Origin of the sequence: Maribacter polysaccharolyticus (assembly GCF_028882255.1) — a bacterium.
GTDB classification, from domain to species: Bacteria; Bacteroidota; Bacteroidia; order Flavobacteriales; family Flavobacteriaceae; genus Maribacter_A; species Maribacter_A polysaccharolyticus.
In genome coordinates this window covers 1,306,420-1,325,897 of sequence record NZ_JARBUY010000001.1, presented here as the reverse complement: position 1 = coordinate 1,325,897, position 19,478 = coordinate 1,306,420, and the positions used below count along the sequence as shown (strand labels likewise).

21 protein-coding genes are annotated in these 19,478 nt (G+C 42.2%); 6 read left to right on the top strand and 15 right to left on the bottom strand.

The genetic code is table 11. The features are described 5' to 3' along the window. Window positions 1-248: 248 nt before the first annotated feature. From PHU20_RS05675 to PHU20_RS05660, 4 genes are all read right to left on the bottom strand, one after another. Window positions 249-683, bottom strand: a complete 435-nt coding sequence (locus PHU20_RS05675; protein WP_274824372.1) for a PaaI family thioesterase — start codon at window positions 681-683, stop codon at window positions 249-251. Window positions 684-1,061: 378 nt separating this feature from the next. Continuing rightward, window positions 1,062-2,078 carry a sugar phosphate isomerase/epimerase family protein gene (locus PHU20_RS05670; protein ID WP_274824371.1) on the bottom strand — a complete coding sequence of 339 codons (1,017 nt, stop codon included), beginning with the start codon at window positions 2,076-2,078 and terminating at the stop codon, window positions 1,062-1,064. Window positions 2,079-2,250: 172 nt separating this feature from the next. Next, window positions 2,251-2,712 carry an OsmC family protein gene (locus tag PHU20_RS05665; protein WP_274824370.1) on the bottom strand — a complete coding sequence of 154 codons (462 nt, stop codon included), beginning with the start codon at window positions 2,710-2,712 and terminating at the stop codon, window positions 2,251-2,253. Between the two features lie 153 nt (window positions 2,713-2,865). Next, window positions 2,866-3,561: a Crp/Fnr family transcriptional regulator gene (locus tag PHU20_RS05660; RefSeq protein ID WP_274824369.1), complete on the bottom strand. Its 696-nt coding sequence runs from the start codon at window positions 3,559-3,561 to the stop codon at window positions 2,866-2,868. Window positions 3,562-3,736: 175 nt separating this feature from the next. Between PHU20_RS05660 and PHU20_RS05655 the strand changes: the two genes are divergently transcribed. Then, window positions 3,737-3,970: a hypothetical protein gene (locus tag PHU20_RS05655; protein WP_274824368.1), complete on the top strand. Its 234-nt coding sequence runs from the start codon at window positions 3,737-3,739 to the stop codon at window positions 3,968-3,970. 291 nt (window positions 3,971-4,261) lie between these two features. Here the strand turns inward: PHU20_RS05655 and PHU20_RS05650 are convergent, their stop codons facing one another. Further along, window positions 4,262-4,957 (bottom strand): aspartate/glutamate racemase family protein, encoded by a 696-nt coding sequence (locus tag PHU20_RS05650; RefSeq protein ID WP_274824367.1) that lies wholly within the window; start codon window positions 4,955-4,957, stop codon window positions 4,262-4,264. Window positions 4,958-4,992: 35 nt separating this feature from the next. Beyond that, window positions 4,993-6,681 (bottom strand): gamma-glutamyltransferase, encoded by a 1,689-nt coding sequence (gene ggt, locus PHU20_RS05645; RefSeq protein ID WP_274824366.1) that lies wholly within the window; start codon window positions 6,679-6,681, stop codon window positions 4,993-4,995. A 284-nt stretch (window positions 6,682-6,965) separates the two neighbouring features. Between ggt and PHU20_RS05640 the strand changes: the two genes are divergently transcribed. Further along, complete coding sequence (locus PHU20_RS05640; RefSeq protein ID WP_274824365.1) at window positions 6,966-7,454, top strand: hypothetical protein; 489 nt, start codon at window positions 6,966-6,968, stop codon at window positions 7,452-7,454. Here PHU20_RS05640 and PHU20_RS05635 read toward each other — a convergent pair whose 3' ends face one another. From PHU20_RS05635 to PHU20_RS05610, 6 genes are read right to left on the bottom strand one after another with little or no spacing between them, the layout of a single operon-like run. After that, window positions 7,455-8,786 carry a DUF58 domain-containing protein gene (locus PHU20_RS05635; RefSeq protein ID WP_274824364.1) on the bottom strand — a complete coding sequence of 444 codons (1,332 nt, stop codon included), beginning with the start codon at window positions 8,784-8,786 and terminating at the stop codon, window positions 7,455-7,457. Between the two features lie 4 nt (window positions 8,787-8,790). Next, a complete protein-coding gene (locus tag PHU20_RS05630; protein WP_274824363.1) occupies window positions 8,791-9,789 on the bottom strand; it encodes an AAA family ATPase in 999 nt (332 codons plus the stop codon). Beyond that, a complete protein-coding gene (locus PHU20_RS05625; protein WP_274824362.1) occupies window positions 9,779-10,993 on the bottom strand; it encodes a DUF4350 domain-containing protein in 1,215 nt (404 codons plus the stop codon). Before PHU20_RS05625 ends, PHU20_RS05630 begins: the two co-directional genes overlap by 11 nt. After that, window positions 10,986-11,729, bottom strand: coding sequence for a DUF4129 domain-containing protein (locus PHU20_RS05620; protein WP_274824361.1), 744 nt, complete (start codon window positions 11,727-11,729; stop codon window positions 10,986-10,988). Before PHU20_RS05620 ends, PHU20_RS05625 begins: the two co-directional genes overlap by 8 nt. Window positions 11,730-11,751: 22 nt before the next feature. Beyond that, window positions 11,752-12,630, bottom strand: coding sequence for a hypothetical protein (locus PHU20_RS05615; RefSeq protein ID WP_274824360.1), 879 nt, complete (start codon window positions 12,628-12,630; stop codon window positions 11,752-11,754). Beyond that, window positions 12,630-13,589, bottom strand: coding sequence for a stage II sporulation protein M (locus tag PHU20_RS05610; RefSeq protein ID WP_274824359.1), 960 nt, complete (start codon window positions 13,587-13,589; stop codon window positions 12,630-12,632). The genes PHU20_RS05615 and PHU20_RS05610 overlap by 1 nt, the downstream gene beginning before the upstream one ends. A gap of 31 nt (window positions 13,590-13,620) precedes the next feature. On the opposite strand from PHU20_RS05610, the gene PHU20_RS05605 reads away from it, so the two are divergent. Together PHU20_RS05605 and PHU20_RS05600 are read left to right on the top strand one after the other, a co-directional pair. Further along, the gene (locus tag PHU20_RS05605) at window positions 13,621-14,337 is read left to right on the top strand and encodes an RDD family protein (RefSeq protein WP_274824358.1); all 717 of its coding nucleotides are present in this window, start codon (window positions 13,621-13,623) and stop codon (window positions 14,335-14,337) included. Between the two features lie 124 nt (window positions 14,338-14,461). After that, window positions 14,462-15,073, top strand: a complete 612-nt coding sequence (locus tag PHU20_RS05600; protein WP_274824357.1) for a trimeric intracellular cation channel family protein — start codon at window positions 14,462-14,464, stop codon at window positions 15,071-15,073. Between the two features lie 924 nt (window positions 15,074-15,997). On the opposite strand, the gene PHU20_RS05595 is transcribed toward PHU20_RS05600, so the two are convergent. Next, window positions 15,998-16,708 carry a peptidylprolyl isomerase gene (locus PHU20_RS05595; RefSeq protein ID WP_274824356.1) on the bottom strand — a complete coding sequence of 237 codons (711 nt, stop codon included), beginning with the start codon at window positions 16,706-16,708 and terminating at the stop codon, window positions 15,998-16,000. Between PHU20_RS05595 and PHU20_RS05590 the strand changes: the two genes are divergently transcribed. Next, a complete protein-coding gene (locus PHU20_RS05590; RefSeq protein ID WP_274824466.1) occupies window positions 16,707-17,348 on the top strand; it encodes an NUDIX hydrolase in 642 nt (213 codons plus the stop codon). The genes PHU20_RS05595 and PHU20_RS05590 overlap by 2 nt on opposite strands. A 24-nt stretch (window positions 17,349-17,372) precedes the next feature. Further along, the gene (locus PHU20_RS05585; RefSeq protein WP_274824355.1) at window positions 17,373-18,188 is read left to right on the top strand and encodes a lysophospholipid acyltransferase family protein; all 816 of its coding nucleotides are present in this window, start codon (window positions 17,373-17,375) and stop codon (window positions 18,186-18,188) included. On the opposite strand, the gene PHU20_RS05580 is transcribed toward PHU20_RS05585, so the two are convergent. After that, window positions 18,185-18,835 (bottom strand): hypothetical protein, encoded by a 651-nt coding sequence (locus PHU20_RS05580; protein ID WP_274824354.1) that lies wholly within the window; start codon window positions 18,833-18,835, stop codon window positions 18,185-18,187. The genes PHU20_RS05585 and PHU20_RS05580 overlap by 4 nt on opposite strands. 4 nt (window positions 18,836-18,839) lie before the next feature. After that, complete coding sequence (locus PHU20_RS05575) at window positions 18,840-19,334, bottom strand: RNA polymerase sigma factor (RefSeq protein ID WP_274824353.1); 495 nt, start codon at window positions 19,332-19,334, stop codon at window positions 18,840-18,842. Window positions 19,335-19,478 lie beyond the last annotated feature (144 nt).

The window sequence follows — 19,478 nt, the reverse complement described above, 5'->3', positions numbered from 1 at the left end:
TGTTATGTAAGGATGGAATTGCTTTGTGGGTAGTGTGTTTTTAAGGTTTATCGTATTGGAAAATAGTAAAAAAATGAATGAAAAGGGTAAATATACAACAGGTTGGATTTTTTTAAGGAAATTAATAGGCCTTATGAATTAATTTTTATGCAAGTATAAAAGGGTGCCCGCGAACGCAATGGTCACGTTATAAACCTTGGGTGAAATCTTAAGATATACCTTATTCCAAGGATGAACAATGACTTGTTTTAAAGTTCCAATTTAGTCTTTATCAAGTTGGAATGCCCTTTGGCGATCATTCGGGTTTTATCGGCATTCCATACTTCGCATTCCCCATTGATGATCTGTTGGCCTTTTTTTACGATCTTGGTTTTGGAGATGATCGTTTCACCTGCTTTTGCCCGACTAAAATAATCTACCGAAAGACTTACGGTGGTATACACGTGGGTAACCCCTAAGGAGAAAACAGCGGCGCCTATGGCATCATCGATTATCGCAGCCGTGGTGCCACCATGTATTATCCCCATAGGGTTGGTCATTTCCTCACGTACCTTATATGAAAACTCAAGTTCCCCGGCTTCGGCACTGATCAAGGTCGGGTTTAACCATTGCATAAGGGGAGAGGGGGATTGGGAGGCATCTTTACCGATTTGGGCTTTAAAATGTGCTAAAGATTTGTTCATAGTATCCTGATTTTACATCTAATATACAATGCAACGACCATTTGGCACAAATCCTTCGGCCTTACCGTAATTAATTTTGGGTGATGGCCTGTTAAATGTACCATCGGGTATGGGCAGGTCGGTGATTTCAAACCAACGGATTGCAATGTTTGGGGTTGTCCTTTGTTTATGCAGTTTAAACAATATTCCAAAGCTAGGAGGGGCAATGATACAATGGGCCAGGGGTAACAACGTCTAAAAAACGAAGTGGAGGGTCAGGTTGCATCTTTTAATTGCACTTGGGACAGGCTCAGGTCGAAAGATGAACAAAGACATGGGGCCTCAATGGGGCCATATCCCTTTAGACCTTGTTCTTGTATAAAAAATTTTGGTGCTTAATTACAGTTGTGCAATCACTTTTTCAAGCAAGGCTTTGGTGGCCTTTATGCCTTCATCCTCGGAAAGTTGGGTGCCCTCGTATTCAATGCCTATATAACCCTTAAAGCCGGATTCCTTGACAATTTTCATGATTTTCAGGAAATCGGAATGTACCTCGTTTCCTTCGGCATCAAATTCGTGTGACTTAGCACTTACTCCTTTGGCATAGGGCATTAGTTCTTTAATACCTTGATAACGGTCATACTCATTTTTACAACCGTCAGGGCCACGTTCGATGCAGAAATTTCCGAAATCGGGTAGCGTGCCTACATTGTCCATTCCTACTTTGGCCATGACCCCACTCAGCCATTTACCATCGGAGGAATACCCACCATGGTTTTCAACAATGATGTTGATTCCTTTGGTTGCACCGTATTCCGCCAAACTTTTAAGTCCGGCCACTGCATGTTTAGCCACTTCTTCCCCTGTACCTTCACCGGCTGCATTCACACGAATGGAATGTGCCCCTAGGAACTTGGCGACATCAACCCATTTGTAATGGTTTTCAACCGTAGCCTTGCGCTTTTCGGTATCAGCATCCCCTAAATGCCCCAAGGCATCGCACATGATCAAGCCAACTGTTACCCCAGATTCATCACATTTCTTTTTAAACTCGGTCCAATACGCCATGTCATCTCCTTTGCTGAAGTAAAAGGTATTCACCAATTCTATGGTGTTTATCCCATAAGACGCTGCCATAGCGGGAAATTCCATGGGATCCGGACCTTTTAAAAGATCATCGGGTGATTCCTTTAATGTTTTTCCGAAATTTTCCCAATCCATGGTCTCGACCCCAAAAAAAGTTTTGTGCAGGGACCATTGGGCCAAGGAAATCTTAAAGTCTGGTTCGGCTTTCGCCTGAACTTCTGTGGATTCGGCTTCTGAGGGTTTTGAATCTTTGTTCTTGCAGCCAAAAGTAACTGAAAATAGGAAAATCGTACAGCAGGCCACCGCAAATGACTTTGTTTTGTTTTTCATGACATCCATATGTTTTGAATTGATCGTCTCAAAGCGAATTGAATTGGTAAGGTACAAAATTGGGGTACAAATGGCAACCGAACGGACAACTGGTTTATGAGGAGCATTTTTGGGGTGTTAGCTCCATTGTAGATAGTTTTCGGGAAGCAGTCATCCCTAAAATAAACGGTATTTATTTTGGGACGGACTCCTTGACCAAAATTGTCGGTACCATCGTTATTTTCGAGGTTATCGAATTTGAAATTAAACAGGCCGCTTCCGATTTTTGCAAGATTTTTTCGGCTTTTTCCCTGTATTTTTCATCTGAAATGGTCACTGATGGTTCCAAGGTGATTTCGGTCATTAAGAACTTACCTTCAATACGTTCCAATGTTCCTTTGGATTTACAGCTGAAATCTGAAAACACCAATTTGGAATTTTCGGCGATGGCCAAAAAGGTGGTCATTAAACAACTGTTCACAGCTGCTGTAAATAAATGTTCGGGGGACCATATGCCCGACATACCCTTAGGGAATTCCGGGGGAGTGGCCACTTCTATACAATTGTTCGCTCCAAGGTTCAATTCAGGGGAGCACATAACCCCTTTGCGATCTTCTTTCCAGGTTACTTCTACGTTATAATGATGTGGTTCCATGGCATATCTTCTTTTATGGGTTGATCACACTAGATCAGGGTTTGAAACACTGCAAGGTATGGTCTAAAACCGGTTTTTTTTGTAACATAGGTCACCTTGGGTAAATTAATTGCCTACACAAGGTGATTTTGTGGGAGGGATTTCAATATGGGCTCATCCCAACTTGCAGATCTGCGCCAAATTCTGGGGTTTAAGGATATTGACCTTACGACCATCGACCTTTAGGATACCTTCTTTGTTGAATTTTGATAAGGTGTTAATGATGCTTTCCTTGGAATAATCCAACATATTGGCCAGTTCGATCCTCGTCATAGGCAGCTCAAATTCATCCGATCCCATAATCGATTTAAAGTCCAATAAAATGAAAGACAAGGCCCCGTCAACATTTTTTTGGGACAATAAGGTAAGTCGATGAATTAATTGATTGCTGATGCCTGACATATGTTTGATAAGGCTTAAGGCAAAATCCCCATTACCTTTGATGAAGCGCTCAAATACATCCATACTTATAAAACTGACTTTGGCCTTGTTCAAGGCCGTTGCCGTAAAATCTATTTTTTTAAAGGCAAAGCAGCAAACAATACCGATGAAGGAATGGGGTTGGAGTATTGCGATGGTAGATGGTTTAGTGTCGTTGAAAAACTCCAATTTTACGAGGCCTTCGGTCAAATAGAGGACATTATTGGCCAATAAACCACGTTTTACGATATATTTCCCGGCCTCAAATTCAATATCGGTCTTATGGCTTATCAATTCCTGTTTTTCTTGTTCCGATAGCGTGTTTAAACAGGCTTCTGCACTGATGAATTCATTGCTAAGGCGGCTTTTTTGGGTCAAAAAATCTGGCATGGGATTTACATTGTGTTTACTAACTTTTTGTTTTACAGGGCATGCCATGTAAAATTACATCATTGATGGCAAAATATACCATTTCAAAGCAGAAGAAATGATGGTGGGGATTTCTTTATTGGCCGACCATCGTCATATACCTTTATGAATAGGTAGGGAAGTTAAAAATATTGATATGAAAAATATAGCCTTGAAATCGTTGTTCTTTTTATCGGTCATCGCGATGGTCGACTATATGCTTATGATCTTGGTAGGTTGTATCAGCAATTATGCCGGATGCTCAACGACCTATTTTGAGTGTACATTTTGTACCATTGGAAAATCCATTATAGCGATATCCACGATATTGCTCATCTTTTTGATGTTGCCTGATTTTAAATCAATGGGGGCAAAGCCAAAATCGGACTAAAGGTTTTTTGGAATTAATAGGGGGTCCAAAAACCTTTATGGTTAGTAAGTTTCAGTGTTTGATTTTGGCTTGTTCCCGATTTTAATATCGAAAACATAACGGGTTATACAAATGGTGAAGTAGGTTTACAACTTAAGAATTCAGTTGTTTATGAAGGAAATAGGATGCCGTTTAGTTTTATTGTATTATGGTATTTTAAATGGTTTTCGGTAAAGTTTTAAGGTTCCTTACCTTATTTACAGATCGGTAATTGCGAACGCCTTTTTTACCCTGATAAGTTGGTAGTTCCCCCTAAACCTTCAATGCGAAATCCACAGCTGCCTCTGAATGTATCTTCGTTGTGTCGAAGATGGGGATATCAACATCATGGGCCTTGATCAACATCGGAATCTCCGTACAGCCTAAAATAACCCCTTGGGCACCCTGGGCAGCGGCTTTTGCGATAATATCCAAATATATGGCCTTGGATTCGGGTAAAACGCGTCCATGTACCAGTTCTTTATAAATCACGTTGTGAACGCTGTTGATATCCTGCTCGTTCGGGACCAATACCTCAATACCGAATTCATCGGCAAGCATAGCTTTATAAAAGTCTTTTTCCATGGTGAATTTAGTTCCCAATAACAATACCTTTTCCAAACCAGAGGCTTTTATCGCTTTACCGGTCTCCCTTGCGATATGGAGCAGGGGGATATCAACGTTTTCAACGATGGCATCACTGCATAAATGCATGGTATTGGCGCAAATGATAATAAGGTCGGCCTTTGCATTTTGAAGATTTTGGGCCGCTTCGACCATATAGTTGTCCAAAGCTACCCAATCATCTGCCCTTTGGAGTTTTTCAATTTCAGCAAAATCCACGGATTCAACAATGCATTTGGCCGAATGAAACCCACCCAAGGTCTCTTTTACTTTGGTGTTGAGGATTTGGTAATAGATTTGGGTCGACTCCCAGCTTAAACCGCCGATCATTCCGATTTTCTTCATGGGAACATGTGTATTCGTATTTGAAAATATAGTAATCAATAGCCTGCAGCCCCACCATCCGGGCTTGAGGAATCCGAGGCACCTGTCATTACCTTATTTTCCGCATCCCAGGTAATACCCATCAAAGAACCCAGATTGTTCGTGGGTTTTAAGGTGTGTCCCATGGATTCAAGGGCGTCCCTTGTATCCGGAGAGAGTAAATGCTTTTCATAACGTATGATATCGGGAAGCCATTGGTGGTGGATTTTTAGGGCTTCAATAGCCTTGTCAATGCGCATTTCATATTCCAAAACACCCAATACCGTTTGGAATACGGTATTGATGATCGTTCGCCCTCCTGGGCTACCGATGACCAAATAGGGTTTGCCGTCCTTGGCTACAATGGTAGGGGACATGCTGGAAAGCATTCTTTTTTCCGGGGCCACTAAGTTGGGGGCCGTACCGATTTGTCCGTTACCTTTTGTTATTCCGGGCTGTGGGTTAAAATCGCCCATTTCATTATTGAAGATAAAACCCAGTTCCTCGGAGCCCATCCTGGACCCATAGCTATATTCAAGGGTATAGGTCAATGACACGGCATTGCCGTCCTTATCCAATACGGAGAAATGGGTCGTGTTTTGCCCATCGTATAGTTGACCGAATTTGGTGGAATCACTAACAGAAGCCTTTTTCATGTCGATGCCCTTAAAACGTTGTTTTGCAAATTCTTTTGAGGTCAGCTTTTCCAAAGGCATATCCAGATTGAAATCGGCATCTCCCAAATGTTCGGCACGATCGGCAAAAGCCCGGCGCATGGCTTCGGCAACTAGGTGTACATAGGCCGTAGAATTGAATTCAATATCCTTAAGATCGGCCTGTTCCATTAAGTTCATCATTTCTACCAATGCCACACCCCCGGAGCTTGGTGGTGGCATGGAGTAAATCGTATATCCCTTATAGGTGCCCTCAATGGGTTTACGCTCAATGGCCTCATACTTTTTAAGGTCTTTTTTTGTGATGATACCGCCGTTTTCTTTCATCCAAAGCGCTATCTTTTTGGCGACTTCCCCTTTATAGAACCCATCTTTGCCTTTGTCCCTTATGGCTGTCAGGGTAGCTGCCAGTTGGGGTTGTTTCCAGTTATCCCCGGGCTCTAGCACCGCTCCGTTTTCTTTTCTGAAATAGGCGTCCATAAAGGCATTGTCATTCCCCTCTTTGGTAAAACGCTGTGCGGCCCTATAAAGCGACCAATTAAAGATAAATCCGTTTTTGGCTTGGTCAATGGCGGGTTGTACCAGGTCTTTCCAGGGGAGTTTTCCATATTTTTTATGGGCCATATAAAGTCCGGCCACGGTGCCGGGTACCCCAATCGCTTTTATACTGGTATGGTTGCTTCCCTTTACGAGTTCCCCGTCTTTATTTAGATACATGTCGTTGGTGGCGGCCAAAGGTGCTTTTTCCCTAAAATCGATAGTGGTCGTCTTCCCTATTGAATCCATGAATACAATGAATCCGCCACCTCCGATATTTCCTGCTGAGGGAAGGGTTACCGCCAATGAGAAGGCAGTGGCAACAGCGGCATCGATGGCATTACCACCTTGTTGAAGAATGGTGCGACCTACTTTTGACGATTCCAAGTTCGAAGAAACGACCATCCCGTTTTTGGCATAGGTTTGGGCCGAAATCTTAAAAATGGAAAGTAGGAACAGGAGTGCTAAGAGGGGGATTCTTTTCGGGGTTTTCATAAAAAAAGTTGTATTGTTTTAATGTATTGTATGGCCATGAAGATAGAAAATCGACAGGAAAACATCCGCTCATTTTCATGGGCCATAGGGTTTTGAATGAATTTTTATCGATGGGATAAATATTCGATGTTAAAATTGAAGATTAGTCATTTGTAGGGGTTATTTTACCATATATCGAATTAATGAAAATCTGTAAGCTTATGTAATCGTATTGGGGTATTTTGTAATTTCCAAACGGAATATTGGAAAATCAAGAATGCTTTAAGCGATCGATCTCTTTTCTTATGAAGAAGTACCTAATGATATTGTGCTTTGTTTTTCACGGGGTCATGAATGCCCAGATCACCATTAGCGAGGACAAACCCAAGCATTTTGGTGCGGGTTTTGTGATCGGGGCCGTCGGGGGCTATACGGCACATCATATGTTCAATGGCAATCCGTATTGGACCTGGGCCGGTGCTGTGGGTAGCAGTTTGGCTGCAGGCGTTACCAAGGAAGCCATAGATAAGGCCGAATATGGGTTGTGGGACAATAATGATATTTTGTTCACCGTCCTTGGGGGGGTCGCATCTGGGGTCGTACTCGAACTCTTTTTGAAAAAAAGTAAGAAACGAAAGAATTACAGATCTTGTAATTGCTACGCCGGATCATTCGATAGGCCGGGAATAGGAATCGGGAACGTTGATTATTTCGATATTACCCATTCTGAAACCCGTGACATTACCTCGGCCTACCAAGCACAACGAATTCTTCGATTGCCATCGGTGGAATGATCATAACAGTCCCCGGGCCTTTATTTCCAGATATTTGTTGATGGTATTGATGGTGAGTTCCTCGGGTTTGGTAAGTATGGTCTGAATGCCATATCGCTGGAGTTCCTTTTGCATCAATCTTTTCTCTAAGGATAGTTTCTCAGCAACGGTTTTGTGATAAATGGTCTGCAGATCTTCGGCATCGGTTGCTATGAGGTCTTCCAACTCGGTATTTTCAAAAAAGATAACGACCAAAACATGCTTCTTTGCTATGGCCAATAAAAAGGGCAATTGCCTTTTAAGGGCCGAGATATGTTCAAAATTGGTATATAAAAGCAGCAGGCTCCGATGTGTTATTTTTCGTTTCACATGGGCATAGAGCAGTCCGTAATCAGCTTCGGTAAACGTCGTGGTTATATGGTACAGTTTTTCTAGGATCGTATTCAGGTGGCTGATTTTCTGTAAAGCGGGTACAAACGTTTCTATATTTTTCGAAAAGGTGATCATTCCGGTCTTATCGTTCCGTTTGAGCGCCACATTGGAAAATGCCAGGGTTGAATTAATGGCGTAGTCGAGTAATTTGAGTCCGTTAAAAGGCATTTTCATTACCCTACCCGTATCAATGACCGAATAGATGGGTTGTGATTTTTCATCCTGATATTGGTTCACCATCAATTGGTTCTGTTTGGCAGTGGCTTTCCAGTTAACGGTACGTAGATCATCTCCGGCCACATACTCCTTTATCTGTTCAAATTCTTGGGTATGTCCAATGCGCCTTATTTTTTTTAGGCCGAACTGGGTCAGGTTATTGCTGATGGCCAGGAAGTCGTATTGTTGCATTTGGATAATGCTGGGATACACCGGAACCATCTGGTCTTTTTGGAAAACAAGGCGCCGTTTAACGATGCTTAAGGGGGAGGAGACATATAGGTTGAGGTTGCCGAAAACATACATCCCACGATCTACCGGCCGTACGGTATATTCAAATTCCTTTTTTTCATTTTTCAACAAATGGGACCTGTGTTCAAAGTCTCGTTTTTGGAATTGTGGTGGTAATTCGTCAATTATCGAGACATGCACGTTGAACGGGTAGTACGATTGAAATTGGATATGTATGGGGTTCAAATCGCTGTTCGATAGCTTTTGCGGCAAATTTCGATGTGCCCCAACACCTTTGGAATTGGAATAAAGCAAATAGATGTCGAATAAAAAAAGTCCCCATAACACCCATATCAACACCCATGCAATGGGGTAGAGGGCAGGTATCCAGAACGATAGCGTAAAACAGGCCGCAAGCCCTGCGATATACCTAAAAAAGGTGTTATGGATATAGAACGATCTTAAAAACTGCATAGGGCTATCTAGGGATTTCTACAGACTCCATGATCATGTTCACGACATTATCCGTGGTCATTCCTTCCATTTCGCGTTCAGGGGTGAGTATGACCCTATGGTTCAATACAGGGACCAAAGCCCTTTTGATGTCTTCGGGAATCACAAAGTCCCTACCTTGGATGGCAGCGAAAGCCTTGGCGGCATTCAACGTGGCAATCGAGGCCCTTGGGGAACCCCCTAAATATAAATGGGGGTGATTTCTGGTTTTGGTGATGATCTCGGCAATGTATTTAATGATTTTTTCTTCGACGACCACATCTTGGATCTTTGATTTGAAATCGACCAGTTGTTCTGGGGTCAGTACGGCCGCAATCTGTTCTTGTGGTTTTTTTCCTTTCCGTTCATGATGTGTTTGTAGGATCCTGACCTCTTCCTCAGGGGTAGGGTAATCGACCTTTATCTTGAAAATAAATCGGTCCAATTGTGCTTCCGGAAGGGCGTAGGTGCCTTCTTGCTCAATAGGGTTTTGGGTGGCAAGTACCATAAATGGGGTTTCCATGGCATAGGTGGTGCCGTCCATGGTTACTTGTCGTTCTTCCATGGTTTCGAACATGGCGGCCTGGGTTTTGGCCGGGGCCCGGTTGATTTCATCAATAAGGATGATGTTGGAGAAAATAGGCCCTTTCTTAAATTCGAATTCCGAGGTTTTTACGTTGAATATCGATGTTCCCAGGATATCACTGGGCATTAGATCGGGGGTAAACTGTATACGGCTAAAATCGGTTTTCAAGGTTTTGGCAAAGAGCTTGGCCGTAATGGTCTTTGCAATCCCGGGAACCCCTTCAATAAGTACATGCCCGTCTACCAACAAGGAGACGATCAATAACTCAATGAAATTTTCCTGTCCTATGATGACCTTTGCCAGTTCGGTCTTGACCTGCGTAACGGCTTGTTTAAGTTCCTCTAACGGAATCCTATTGTCAAATTCAAGGTCATTGGCAGGTTGCTCATTATTTTCCATCGGCTTTCGATTTAAATTGTTCAATACTTTTATTCAGTTTCATTAGGTCGGCATTGGTAATTACCGAACGGATTTTAAGTCCATCCATAAAGGTAAACAGCTCTTTCACTTCATCAAAGGTATGGTTGCTTCGGGCGGCAAGGTTGTGAAAGAACACGTCGTTTTGTTCAATGGTATTCAGATAAAAACGGGACCGTATGTACTCCAAGAAATATTCGATTTTATGAAGGGTGATCGCTTGCTGTTCCCCTTTTTCATAATACATGTCGGCGATGGTCCGGGTAAATGCCAAGGTCTGGTTTTTTAAGGGTTCTATTACGGGAATGGCCCTTTGTTTGCGCTTTCCTTCAAAAATGATATAGAGTAGGGCCCCAACCAGTACTATGTAATACGCCCATTTTAACGCAGGATTGTTCAAGAAGATATACATGGGCGAGGAATAGAATGATTTCCCCGATTTATGATAGTTGTCCATATACACGGGTCTATTGCCATCGATATAGCTTAGGAGTCCGGCGGTATAGTCCTTATGGTCGTCTTTTAAAATAAAATAATTGGTAAAGGCTTTTGGAAAGGTGCTGAGTATGATTTCACCTTGGCCGAATTCCTGTTTGATTACATTATAGTACATTGGTTTTTCGGAGGTGTTTTCCTGGGAATACGCCACTTCAGCCAAGACCGAGGTATGTAAGGTGTCTATCGCACTGAAATAGCCGGCACTATGGTCTTTCTCGAAGTTGAAGGCCCCGTTGTTTAAATTGGGATTCAATAATTTATGCCTCTGTATCCTGTCGTTATCCAATTCTGGATACAAACGCGACAATTTAATGTTCAAGGTGTCCATTAAGGGCGCGTCAAAGCTGTTAGAGGCGATAAAAAGCGTATTTCCTTTGGAAGTCCAATCGAGCAGACCGTTCAACTCGGCCTCCCCAAAAGAAACGGCTTCGTTCACAAAGAAATAGGTTCCTTGAAGGGTATCGGCAGCTTGAAGCATTTCATAAGGAGGTCGTGGTATTTGGGTAAACTTATCCTGATAAAGCTTGGCCATAATCTCATTCAGGACATAGGTGCCGTACGGTATCTTATGTTGGGAAACATAGGAAGGAAACCAATTGATTTCCTTGGGTTTGCTATATTGAAAGAGCATAAGGACGGCCAAGGTGACCAAGGCGATAATGAGGTATATGGATCCTTTCTTACCCATGGGCATCCAAGGTTTTTCGCAGTGTGGTAAATTGGTCCTCGGCCTTAAGGTATTGGCTTTCATCGATCGGGAAATCACCATACCAAATATAGTCGTACAGCCGTGTTATATGGTAGAAGGGTTTTTGTAATGCTTTATTTTTCAATTCCTTGATATAATCATCATTGGTTTTCTGGGGTTCCCATGCAATCAGTCCCCGATCCCCCAATTGTTTCAGAACGAGTAAGTAGTAATACCGAATGGCCAAACGGTAATCCTTTTCGTTTAAGGCCTTTTGTATGAGTTGGTCTATATCCTCGTTTTTAAGGATATGTTCCTCTTCGGACAAGGTCACCGATGCCTCATTGTTCTTTGCATAAAATAAGCCCCTGGCGTTTACATTCAAAAAGAATTTTACCAGCAGAAAGAGTAGTATGATTATTAGGATATAGGGCAATGACCGAAGGAAAACAGCAAATACCCCTAGGGCTTTTTCAGACCCGAACAGCCACTCAAAGAAACGGAGAATAAGATTACCGATCCAAGAGGTGAAATTGTCCCACCAGGTTATTTGGGGCTCCACAATGGCATAGTCAAAATCAGGGTCGTTTTTATAGACGTCAAGATCCCCTTGGGTGATTGTTTGAACCTGTAACTTTTCCTTATCGTACCGCACCTGGGTCGAATCTTGCCGTGCGAACAGGGGAATTGCGTTCAGGGCGAAAAGTATGATAAGGAAAAGCTTGTTGAGCATCATGGTGGTCTGTTCTCTCTGCCGGTTATTCCCTAGGGGTACTCCCTAGGTTTTGAATGCGTTCATAGGTGCCGGTAAAGTTTTTCTTTTCGTTCAAATTGAAAAAAATGAAGGCCCCTGCGATTATCGAAATGATATTCAAAAGCATCTGTGCCAAGGTTCCTATCATATTCAAGATCAAATAAACGGGATCGACGAAATTGCCGGTTAAGGAGGTGGCATCCATTTCCCCGGAAAATATTCCCATACTGGCATATTGATAGATTACGGCAGGCAGGCTGAAAGCATACCCTGCTATCCCCACGATGATACCGACGACCAATAGTGTGGCGAAGGTAATCCACCATTCATCCTTGACCAGGGTAAAACCGTAACTGTATGATTCTCCCACACTTTTGTCCATGAATACCATGATGCTGAAGGATAAAGAAAGGGGGACCGCCAAGTATATCCCCGGAAGAATGCAGAAAATAAAGCCTGCCATGATCGATAGCACCACGATAATACCTAAGCCTATAAAGCTCCATAAAGAACCGTAGACATTTGTTTTTATCCCCTCAAAATCTATTTCCCCATTGAGGTCCGAATAAGATTTTATGTAGTGTAAAACGGTAGATTGGGAGACGGCATAGACCAATATCATGGCTACCATAAAAACGAGTCCACTAACAAGCATACTGACTCCTGAAAACACCCCATTATAATTGGTGGAGTTAAAATCCAATACCGTGGAAAAAGAATACATGTAGAATCCCAAGGCAATCAGGAGTACTACCAAATAGGGGGCGACGATCTTAAAATAGGTAGTCATAAAGGGTTTAAACTGCGTTCTGATAAATGCAAAAGTGTCTGAAAGGATCTCCCCTAATTCACGTTGTTTCTTAAATTGGATGAATGAAATCATTATTGATTGGTTTTTAAATGTAATTGGTGTGGATATATAACGTAATAAAATAGAATTAGTGCCAAAGAGGCGGTAATTATCGAAATGGCCAACCAATCGGGCATTTCGGTATGTCGGGTCACGAAACCTTCCAGAAAGCCGGCGATGATAAAAAAGGGAATGGTGCTGAGCATTATCTTCAGTCCGTTCTTAACCCCTCTTTTAAAGGATTCCAACCGGGTATACGTGCCGGGAAAGAGCATCCCGTTGGCGAGGACCAATCCGGCGCACCCTGCCACTATTATGACCGAAATCTCAATAGTACCATGGATCCAAATCGTACGGGCAGATTCCCAAAGCAGCCCTTTTTCATAGAAGAAATACTGAAAACTCCCCAGCATAATTCCATTTTGCATCATGATCCATAACGTTCCAATGCCCAACATGATACCGTAGGCAAAGGCCATTAAGGCCACCTTGATATTGTTGATGGTAATACCCATGAACATATTGAATTCGCCCATTTTTTTATACACGGCCATAGGGTCGCCCTTCCCAATATTGTCCAAGGTCATGTTCACATAGCCGTCCCCAAGAATGGAGCGTACAAAATCACCTTCGTTGGCGGCAGAAAAAGCCCCGACCGCACAAAAGAAGGCAAATACCAGAAAAGCGATCAAAAGTTCCCTTTGATGGTAATAGAAAAGTGTGGGGAACTCCGTTTTCCAAAATGCCAGAATACGGTTCTTGGGTTCCTTTTTGGTTTTGTAGATTTTTTGATGGGCCTGTGATGCCAGGGTGTTTAGATAAAACTCCGTATTGCTACCTGCATAAAAAGTTTTGGCATAACCCAAGTGATCTGTTATTTCAATGTATAGATCCGACAATACATCGGGTGATATCTTCGTTTTGTTCGAAAGGGCATTTTCAAAAGTTATCCATTTGTCTTTATTTTGCTTAACAAAGGCGGCCTCTCGCATTATCCCGGGTTTTACCCAAAGAAACTAAAATATGGAACAATTTCAAATAGAAACTGCCCAAAATATAAGTATAAGTCAAAATACCGCCCACTTGGGAGATCGTATGCTGGCCTATATCATCGATAGTTTTGTGATCCTTGCCTATACGATTTTAATCATATGGCTGTTGGTTTCAATGGATATTGATTTTGGTGATATGTGGGCTGCGTATATGGTATTGGGTTTACCGGCATTCTTATATTATGTGTTGTTGGAAACTTTTATGGATGGGAAAACGATCGGAAAGGCATTGATGAAGATCCGTGTCGTAAAATTGGATGGATCCAAACCCGGATTTTCAAGTTATTTCATTCGTTGGATCTTACGCATTATCGACGTGACCCTTACTTCCGGAGGCTTGGCGGTATTGACGATTTTGATACGTGGGAAAGGTCAGCGTATTGGCGATATAGCGGCAGGTACGACGGTTATCAGTGAAAAGGTGCGGTTTGGCATCAAGGATACCTTGTTGCGTGACCTACCGGAAGATTATGTGCCTACATACCCACAGGTTACTGTTTTTAAAGATCCTGAAATGCAGACCATCAAGGAATTGTACGATCAGGCACGCCGTGAAGGGAATCATCAGATCATCCTATCTTTAAGTGAGCAGGTTAAAAAAGTGGCCCATATTACGACGGCGGATAAACCTTTCGATTTTGTGGACAAGATCATCAAGGATTATAGTTATTATACACAAGACCTGTAGTAGGTAAAAAAGGTGTTTTCCAACCTATTGATTTTCAAGAAAAAGTAGTAGGTGCCACCCCTTGAAAATTTTTGAAAATAGTTCATTGCAATTCCATATTTTTGCCGACCAAAATTAATAGGCCATGATGTATTTGATCATAGATATTTTAGGTGCGGCAGCCTTTGCCATTTCAGGGGTTTTGGTTGCCATGGATAAGAAACTCGATTTTTTCGGAGTGCTTATCATTGCCTTTGTAACCGCGACCGGTGGGGGTACCCTAAGGGATGTTCTTGTTGGGAACACCCCTGTGTTCTGGATGCTTAACCCGGTGTATCTCTTTACGATATTAGGGGCGGTCATATTGGCGATTATATTCGTGAAACAGTTGAAATACCTCAGAAAAACCCTCTTTTTATTCGATACCATCGGACTGGGGCTGTTTACGATGGTAGGTATCGAAAAGGGACTTGCGGCGGAATTGATACCCCCTATGTGTATTGTCCTTGGGACCATTACGGCCTCTTTCGGGGGGGTAATCCGCGATATTCTCTGCAATGACATCCCCGTGATTTTCCATAAGGAAATTTACGCTACGCCCTCTATTTTAGGGGGTATATGCTATTTTCTATTGAGTATGTTTCCTATTGAGCCGGTGTATTCCTATATGGGTGCGATCGTGCTGATTATTGTGTTGCGACTATTGGCCGTTAAATTTCATATTACCTTACCGAATATCTATAGGGTCAAGAAATAATATTCAAGTTCAAGGATCAAGTTCAAGGGTCAAGTTCAAGGGTCAAGTTCAAGAATCAAGTTCAAGGGTCGAGTTCAAGGATCAAGTTCAAGGTTCAAGTTCAAGGGTCGAGTTCAAGGGTCGAGTTCAAGGATCAAGTTCAAGGTTCAAGTTCAAGGTTCAAGTTCAAGAATCAAGTTCAAGGGTCAAGTTCAAGGATCAAGTTCAAGTTCAAGGGGCAAGTTCAAGGATCAAGTTCAAGAATCAAGTTCAAGGGAAATACCGATATCCAAAAGGAAATCGCTTCTCGCAGAATCCTAATTGTTCATTGGTAATTGATAATTGTTCATTGATAATTGTTCATTGATAATTGTTCATTGCTAATTGTTAACTGTCCACTGCCCACTGATCACTGTGTACAGCGCTTATCGCTTATCGCTTCTCGCTCAACGCTTTTTGATAATCGTTCATTGCTAATTGCTAATTGTCAACTGCCCACTGAATACTGCCCACTGATCACTGTGTACAGCGCTTATCGCTGATCGCTTCTCGCTCAACGCCTATTGTTCATTGCTAATTGCTAATTGTGAACTGTCAACTGTCCACTGCCTACTGTCCACTGTGTACAGCGCTTATCGCTGATCGCTTCTCGCTCAACGCTTATTGATAATTGTTCATTGCTAATTGCTAATTGAGAACTGTCAACTGTCCACTGATCACTGCCTACTGCCCATTGATCACCGCTCATTGCGTTTCGCTTCTCACAGAATCCTAATTGTTCATTACTAATTGATAATTGTTCATTGCTAATTGTTAACTGTCCACTGTCTACTGATCACTGCCCACTGCCTACTGCACACTGATCACTGATTACTGTGTACAGCGCTTATCGCAGAATCCTAATTGTTCATTGATAATTGCTAATTGTTAACTGTCCATCGACGTCTACTTCACCACTTCCGCCTTGGTAATATAGATGTTCTTAAAGGGCCAATCGCCTTTACCTACCGGTTGTACATTGATCTTGTCAACGACGTCCATACCTTCGATGACCTTTCCGAACGGGGTGTATTCGCCATCTAAATGATAGGATCCGGGATCGGTCACAACAATAAAGAATTCATAAGGGGAGGCCAACATATGTGGATTGTTGACTTCACTACTGGGCATCGAAATGGTGCCTCGGTGGTGTTTGTATCCTTTCTTGGCATCAGGGGGCAATAAGTACCTGCCGATGGCCCTACGCTTATCGGCAGTGGCCTTGTCGTCTGAATTTCCACCTTGAATGATAAAATTCTTGACCACGCGATGGAATTGGGTATGGTCAAAATACCCCTGTTTTGTCAGGTAGATGAAGTTTGCCTTATGATAGGGGACATCGTCGTACAATTGGATGGTGAAACTCCCCAAAGAGGTCGTGATCTTTACTTTATCATCTTTTAATGATTTATTATAGTTAAAGAAGAATTCTATGGCGTTTTCATCGGTAAGTTTAAAGGGTTCTTCCTCTTTTGGTATTTCTTCCTTTGGCGGTACGGAATCCTTTATGGTAATTGTTGCCTTTTTGTCCGAAGTGGTTGTTTTTGGTTTTTCTTGGCAGGCAACCAAAAATATAAGTAGTAATATTGTAATATTATAGGATTTGTTGAAAGCCATGAATTTTGATGATTTTGCCATATGTAGTTCAAAAATAAAAAATCTGCCCTTACCGGGTAGTGCATCGCATTATAAAATGGCCCCCTCGATTCGAATAAAGGAGTTGGAGGCCGGTGTGATCCAGAAGCAAAATGCGAGAAAAGCCGCTGTCATGGCTTTGTTTTATCCAGATCGGCAAAGCATCACCAATCTACTGCTGATACTCCGCAAGACCTATAAGGGAGTGCATTCGAACCAAATAGGATTCCCGGGGGGCAAGTCCGAAAAAGAAGATCCGGATATTTTACATACCGCATTACGGGAAACGTATGAGGAGGTCGGTGTGCCCCCGGAAAGGATATCGGTCATTAAATCGTTGAGCGAGATCTATATTCCACCGAGTAATTTTGAGGTAAAACCGTTTATGGGGCTTATGGAAAATCCAAGTCCATTTGTATTGCAGGAATCTGAAGTTGAAGCTTTGGTCGAGGTACCTTTGCACGATTTTATGGATGACAGAAAGGTCTTTACCCAAAAATTATCGACTTCCTATGCCGAAAACATCGAAGTACCCGCCTTTAAATTAAAGGGTTACACGGTTTGGGGGGCAACAGCCATGATGCTTAATGAAATCAAGGAACTTTTGAAGCAGGTTTTATAAGGCTTATTTCGTAGCTTTGTCGTTATGGGTATATTCAAAAAAAATCCATTTGGGCACATCCTTTTTATTAAAAAATGGTTGATACGTATCTTGGGGGTAGTTACCCACCAACGGTATAAGGGTTTTAATACTTTAGAGATTGAAGGATCTGAGATTATCCGAAACCTTCCGGAAACCAATGTGCTTTTCGTCAGCAATCACCAGACCTATTTCGCCGATGTAGTGGCTATGTTCCATGTATTCAATGCCAGTTTAAGCGGTCGGGAAGATTCCCTAAAGAATGTCGGTTATTTATGGAATCCTAAATTGAACGTTTATTATGTGGCGGCCGCAGAGACCATGAAAAAAAGTCTATTGACGAAGATCTTTGCCTACGCGGGATCGATCAGTGTTGAACGTACATGGCGTGCCGAAGGAAAAGACGTGAACCGCCAAGTAAAGATGAGCGATATTACGAATATCGGAAAAGCGCTTGACGATGGTTGGGTCATTACCTTTCCACAAGGGACCACAACACCTTGGAAACCGCTACGTAAGGGTACGGCCCATATTATCAAAAAATACAAACCGGTCGTGGTACCTGTAGTCATTGACGGTTTTAGACGTTCTTTTGACAAGAAAGGCCTTCGGGTAAAGAAAAAGGGTATTCTCCAGAATATGGTGATCAAGGAACCCTTGGATATCGATTATGAAAACGAATCTTTCGAAGCGATCATTGAAAAGTTGGAATATGCCATAGAGCAGCACCCATCGTTCTTAAAAGTGATTTCCCAAAAAGACCTACTGGCCATGGAAGAAGAGAATGAGCTCCGTAGGTTTCGTAACAGAAAGAAATTCTAGACCTCCAATTGTTTCAATTCTTTGTAGTTCTTTTTTAATTTCCGCAACAATAATCCGTAGAGCAAAAAGTAGATTCCCCCTATAAGGGCCGTTAGTACGACCCCCATTATTCCTATGGCGACCATAAGGCTCACTTTTATCTTTTCGGCCGAAACGGTCCCGGCTTTTTTCTGCAGTTCGGTAAACGTTGAAAATATGTCATCATTGAGATAAACTCCGATAATCATAAAAATAACGATGACCATGATCATTGATAAGGAGAAGATGATATAATGTTTTACGGTTCTTCGGGTTCGTATGATCTTTTGCATTAAACTCTTGGCGCTATCCAAAACGGATATTTCCTTATAGCGACGATAGAATTGAAAAATGAAATATAGGGCCACGCTATACGAGAATATGCTAATCCCTATGATATAATCATGCAATCCCAATTTATCGTAGATTTCCATGTTCTTGGTGAAGGAGGGGAAGAGGTACAATAGATGGGGAAGCGTAAATTCCAAAATACTGATAATGCATATCCATCGTACGATCGAGGAAGATTTCTTCCAGAGCATTTTATGTATTTGGTCAAAGGACAACTTGGGAAGGTGTTCCTCCCTACTTTGCCAATCTTTCTTTAATAATTCAAGTTCATCAATCATATCGTCAAGGGTTCAATATGGTTTTTAATTTCTTTTTTATCCTGTTCATTTTCACTCTGGCATTCACTTCCGTAATCCCCAATGTGCTGGCGATTTCCCGATAGTCCTTATCTTCAAGATATAAGAACACCAAAGCTTTTTCTATATCGCCCAGCTGTTTTACCGCGGCATACATCAACTTTAATTGTTCTTCTTCCTGTGGATCGTACTCATTGGCGGTAATTTTATATATGACCGAGTCATAATCCTGTGTTTGTACTCTTTTTTTTGATTTTCGGTATAACGTAATGGCCGTGTTCAGGGCTACCCGGTACATCCAAGTACTGAATTTCGATTCTCCCCGGAATTTTGGGTAGGCCTTCCAAAGCTGTATCGTTATTTCCTGGAACAGGTCGTTGTGCGAATGCTTGTCATTGGTGTACAACGTACATACCTTATGAACAATGTTCTGATTGTTCTCAAGCTCCGTCACAAATTGATGCTCCAGTTTTTTATCCACGCGTTGGTCGGTAGTTAGTACCTAGTTAGTAGTAGGTTTTATAAGAATGTTACACCTTGATCGAAAAAACAGGATAGGGTAATGAAATTCAAGAACCAAACGCCGAAGGCCAAAGGATGAATTCCAATGGCCCATGATCGGTAT

Excerpts from the sequence above, each read along its gene's own strand:
- PHU20_RS05675 (WP_274824372.1), bottom strand. The coding sequence starts at position 683 with ATGAACAAATCTTTAGCACATTTTAAAGCCCAAATCGGTAAAGATGCC.
- PHU20_RS05670 (WP_274824371.1), bottom strand. The coding sequence starts at position 2,078 with ATGAAAAACAAAACAAAGTCATTTGCGGTGGCCTGCTGTACGATTTTC.
- PHU20_RS05665 (WP_274824370.1), bottom strand. The coding sequence starts at position 2,712 with ATGGAACCACATCATTATAACGTAGAAGTAACCTGGAAAGAAGATCGC.
- PHU20_RS05660 (WP_274824369.1), bottom strand. The coding sequence starts at position 3,561 with ATGCCAGATTTTTTGACCCAAAAAAGCCGCCTTAGCAATGAATTCATC.
- PHU20_RS05655 (WP_274824368.1), top strand. The coding sequence starts at position 3,737 with ATGAAAAATATAGCCTTGAAATCGTTGTTCTTTTTATCGGTCATCGCG.
- PHU20_RS05650 (WP_274824367.1), bottom strand. The coding sequence starts at position 4,957 with ATGAAGAAAATCGGAATGATCGGCGGTTTAAGCTGGGAGTCGACCCAA.
- ggt (WP_274824366.1), bottom strand. The coding sequence starts at position 6,681 with ATGAAAACCCCGAAAAGAATCCCCCTCTTAGCACTCCTGTTCCTACTT.
- PHU20_RS05640 (WP_274824365.1), top strand. The coding sequence starts at position 6,966 with ATGAAGAAGTACCTAATGATATTGTGCTTTGTTTTTCACGGGGTCATG.
- PHU20_RS05635 (WP_274824364.1), bottom strand. The coding sequence starts at position 8,786 with ATGCAGTTTTTAAGATCGTTCTATATCCATAACACCTTTTTTAGGTAT.
- PHU20_RS05630 (WP_274824363.1), bottom strand. The coding sequence starts at position 9,789 with ATGGAAAATAATGAGCAACCTGCCAATGACCTTGAATTTGACAATAGG.
- PHU20_RS05625 (WP_274824362.1), bottom strand. The coding sequence starts at position 10,993 with ATGGGTAAGAAAGGATCCATATACCTCATTATCGCCTTGGTCACCTTG.
- PHU20_RS05620 (WP_274824361.1), bottom strand. The coding sequence starts at position 11,729 with ATGATGCTCAACAAGCTTTTCCTTATCATACTTTTCGCCCTGAACGCA.
- PHU20_RS05615 (WP_274824360.1), bottom strand. The coding sequence starts at position 12,630 with ATGATTTCATTCATCCAATTTAAGAAACAACGTGAATTAGGGGAGATC.
- PHU20_RS05610 (WP_274824359.1), bottom strand. The coding sequence starts at position 13,589 with ATGCGAGAGGCCGCCTTTGTTAAGCAAAATAAAGACAAATGGATAACT.
- PHU20_RS05605 (WP_274824358.1), top strand. The coding sequence starts at position 13,621 with ATGGAACAATTTCAAATAGAAACTGCCCAAAATATAAGTATAAGTCAA.
- PHU20_RS05600 (WP_274824357.1), top strand. The coding sequence starts at position 14,462 with ATGATGTATTTGATCATAGATATTTTAGGTGCGGCAGCCTTTGCCATT.
- PHU20_RS05590 (WP_274824466.1), top strand. The coding sequence starts at position 16,707 with ATGAATTTTGATGATTTTGCCATATGTAGTTCAAAAATAAAAAATCTG.
- PHU20_RS05595 (WP_274824356.1), bottom strand. The coding sequence starts at position 16,708 with ATGGCTTTCAACAAATCCTATAATATTACAATATTACTACTTATATTT.
- PHU20_RS05585 (WP_274824355.1), top strand. The coding sequence starts at position 17,373 with ATGGGTATATTCAAAAAAAATCCATTTGGGCACATCCTTTTTATTAAA.
- PHU20_RS05580 (WP_274824354.1), bottom strand. The coding sequence starts at position 18,835 with ATGATTGATGAACTTGAATTATTAAAGAAAGATTGGCAAAGTAGGGAG.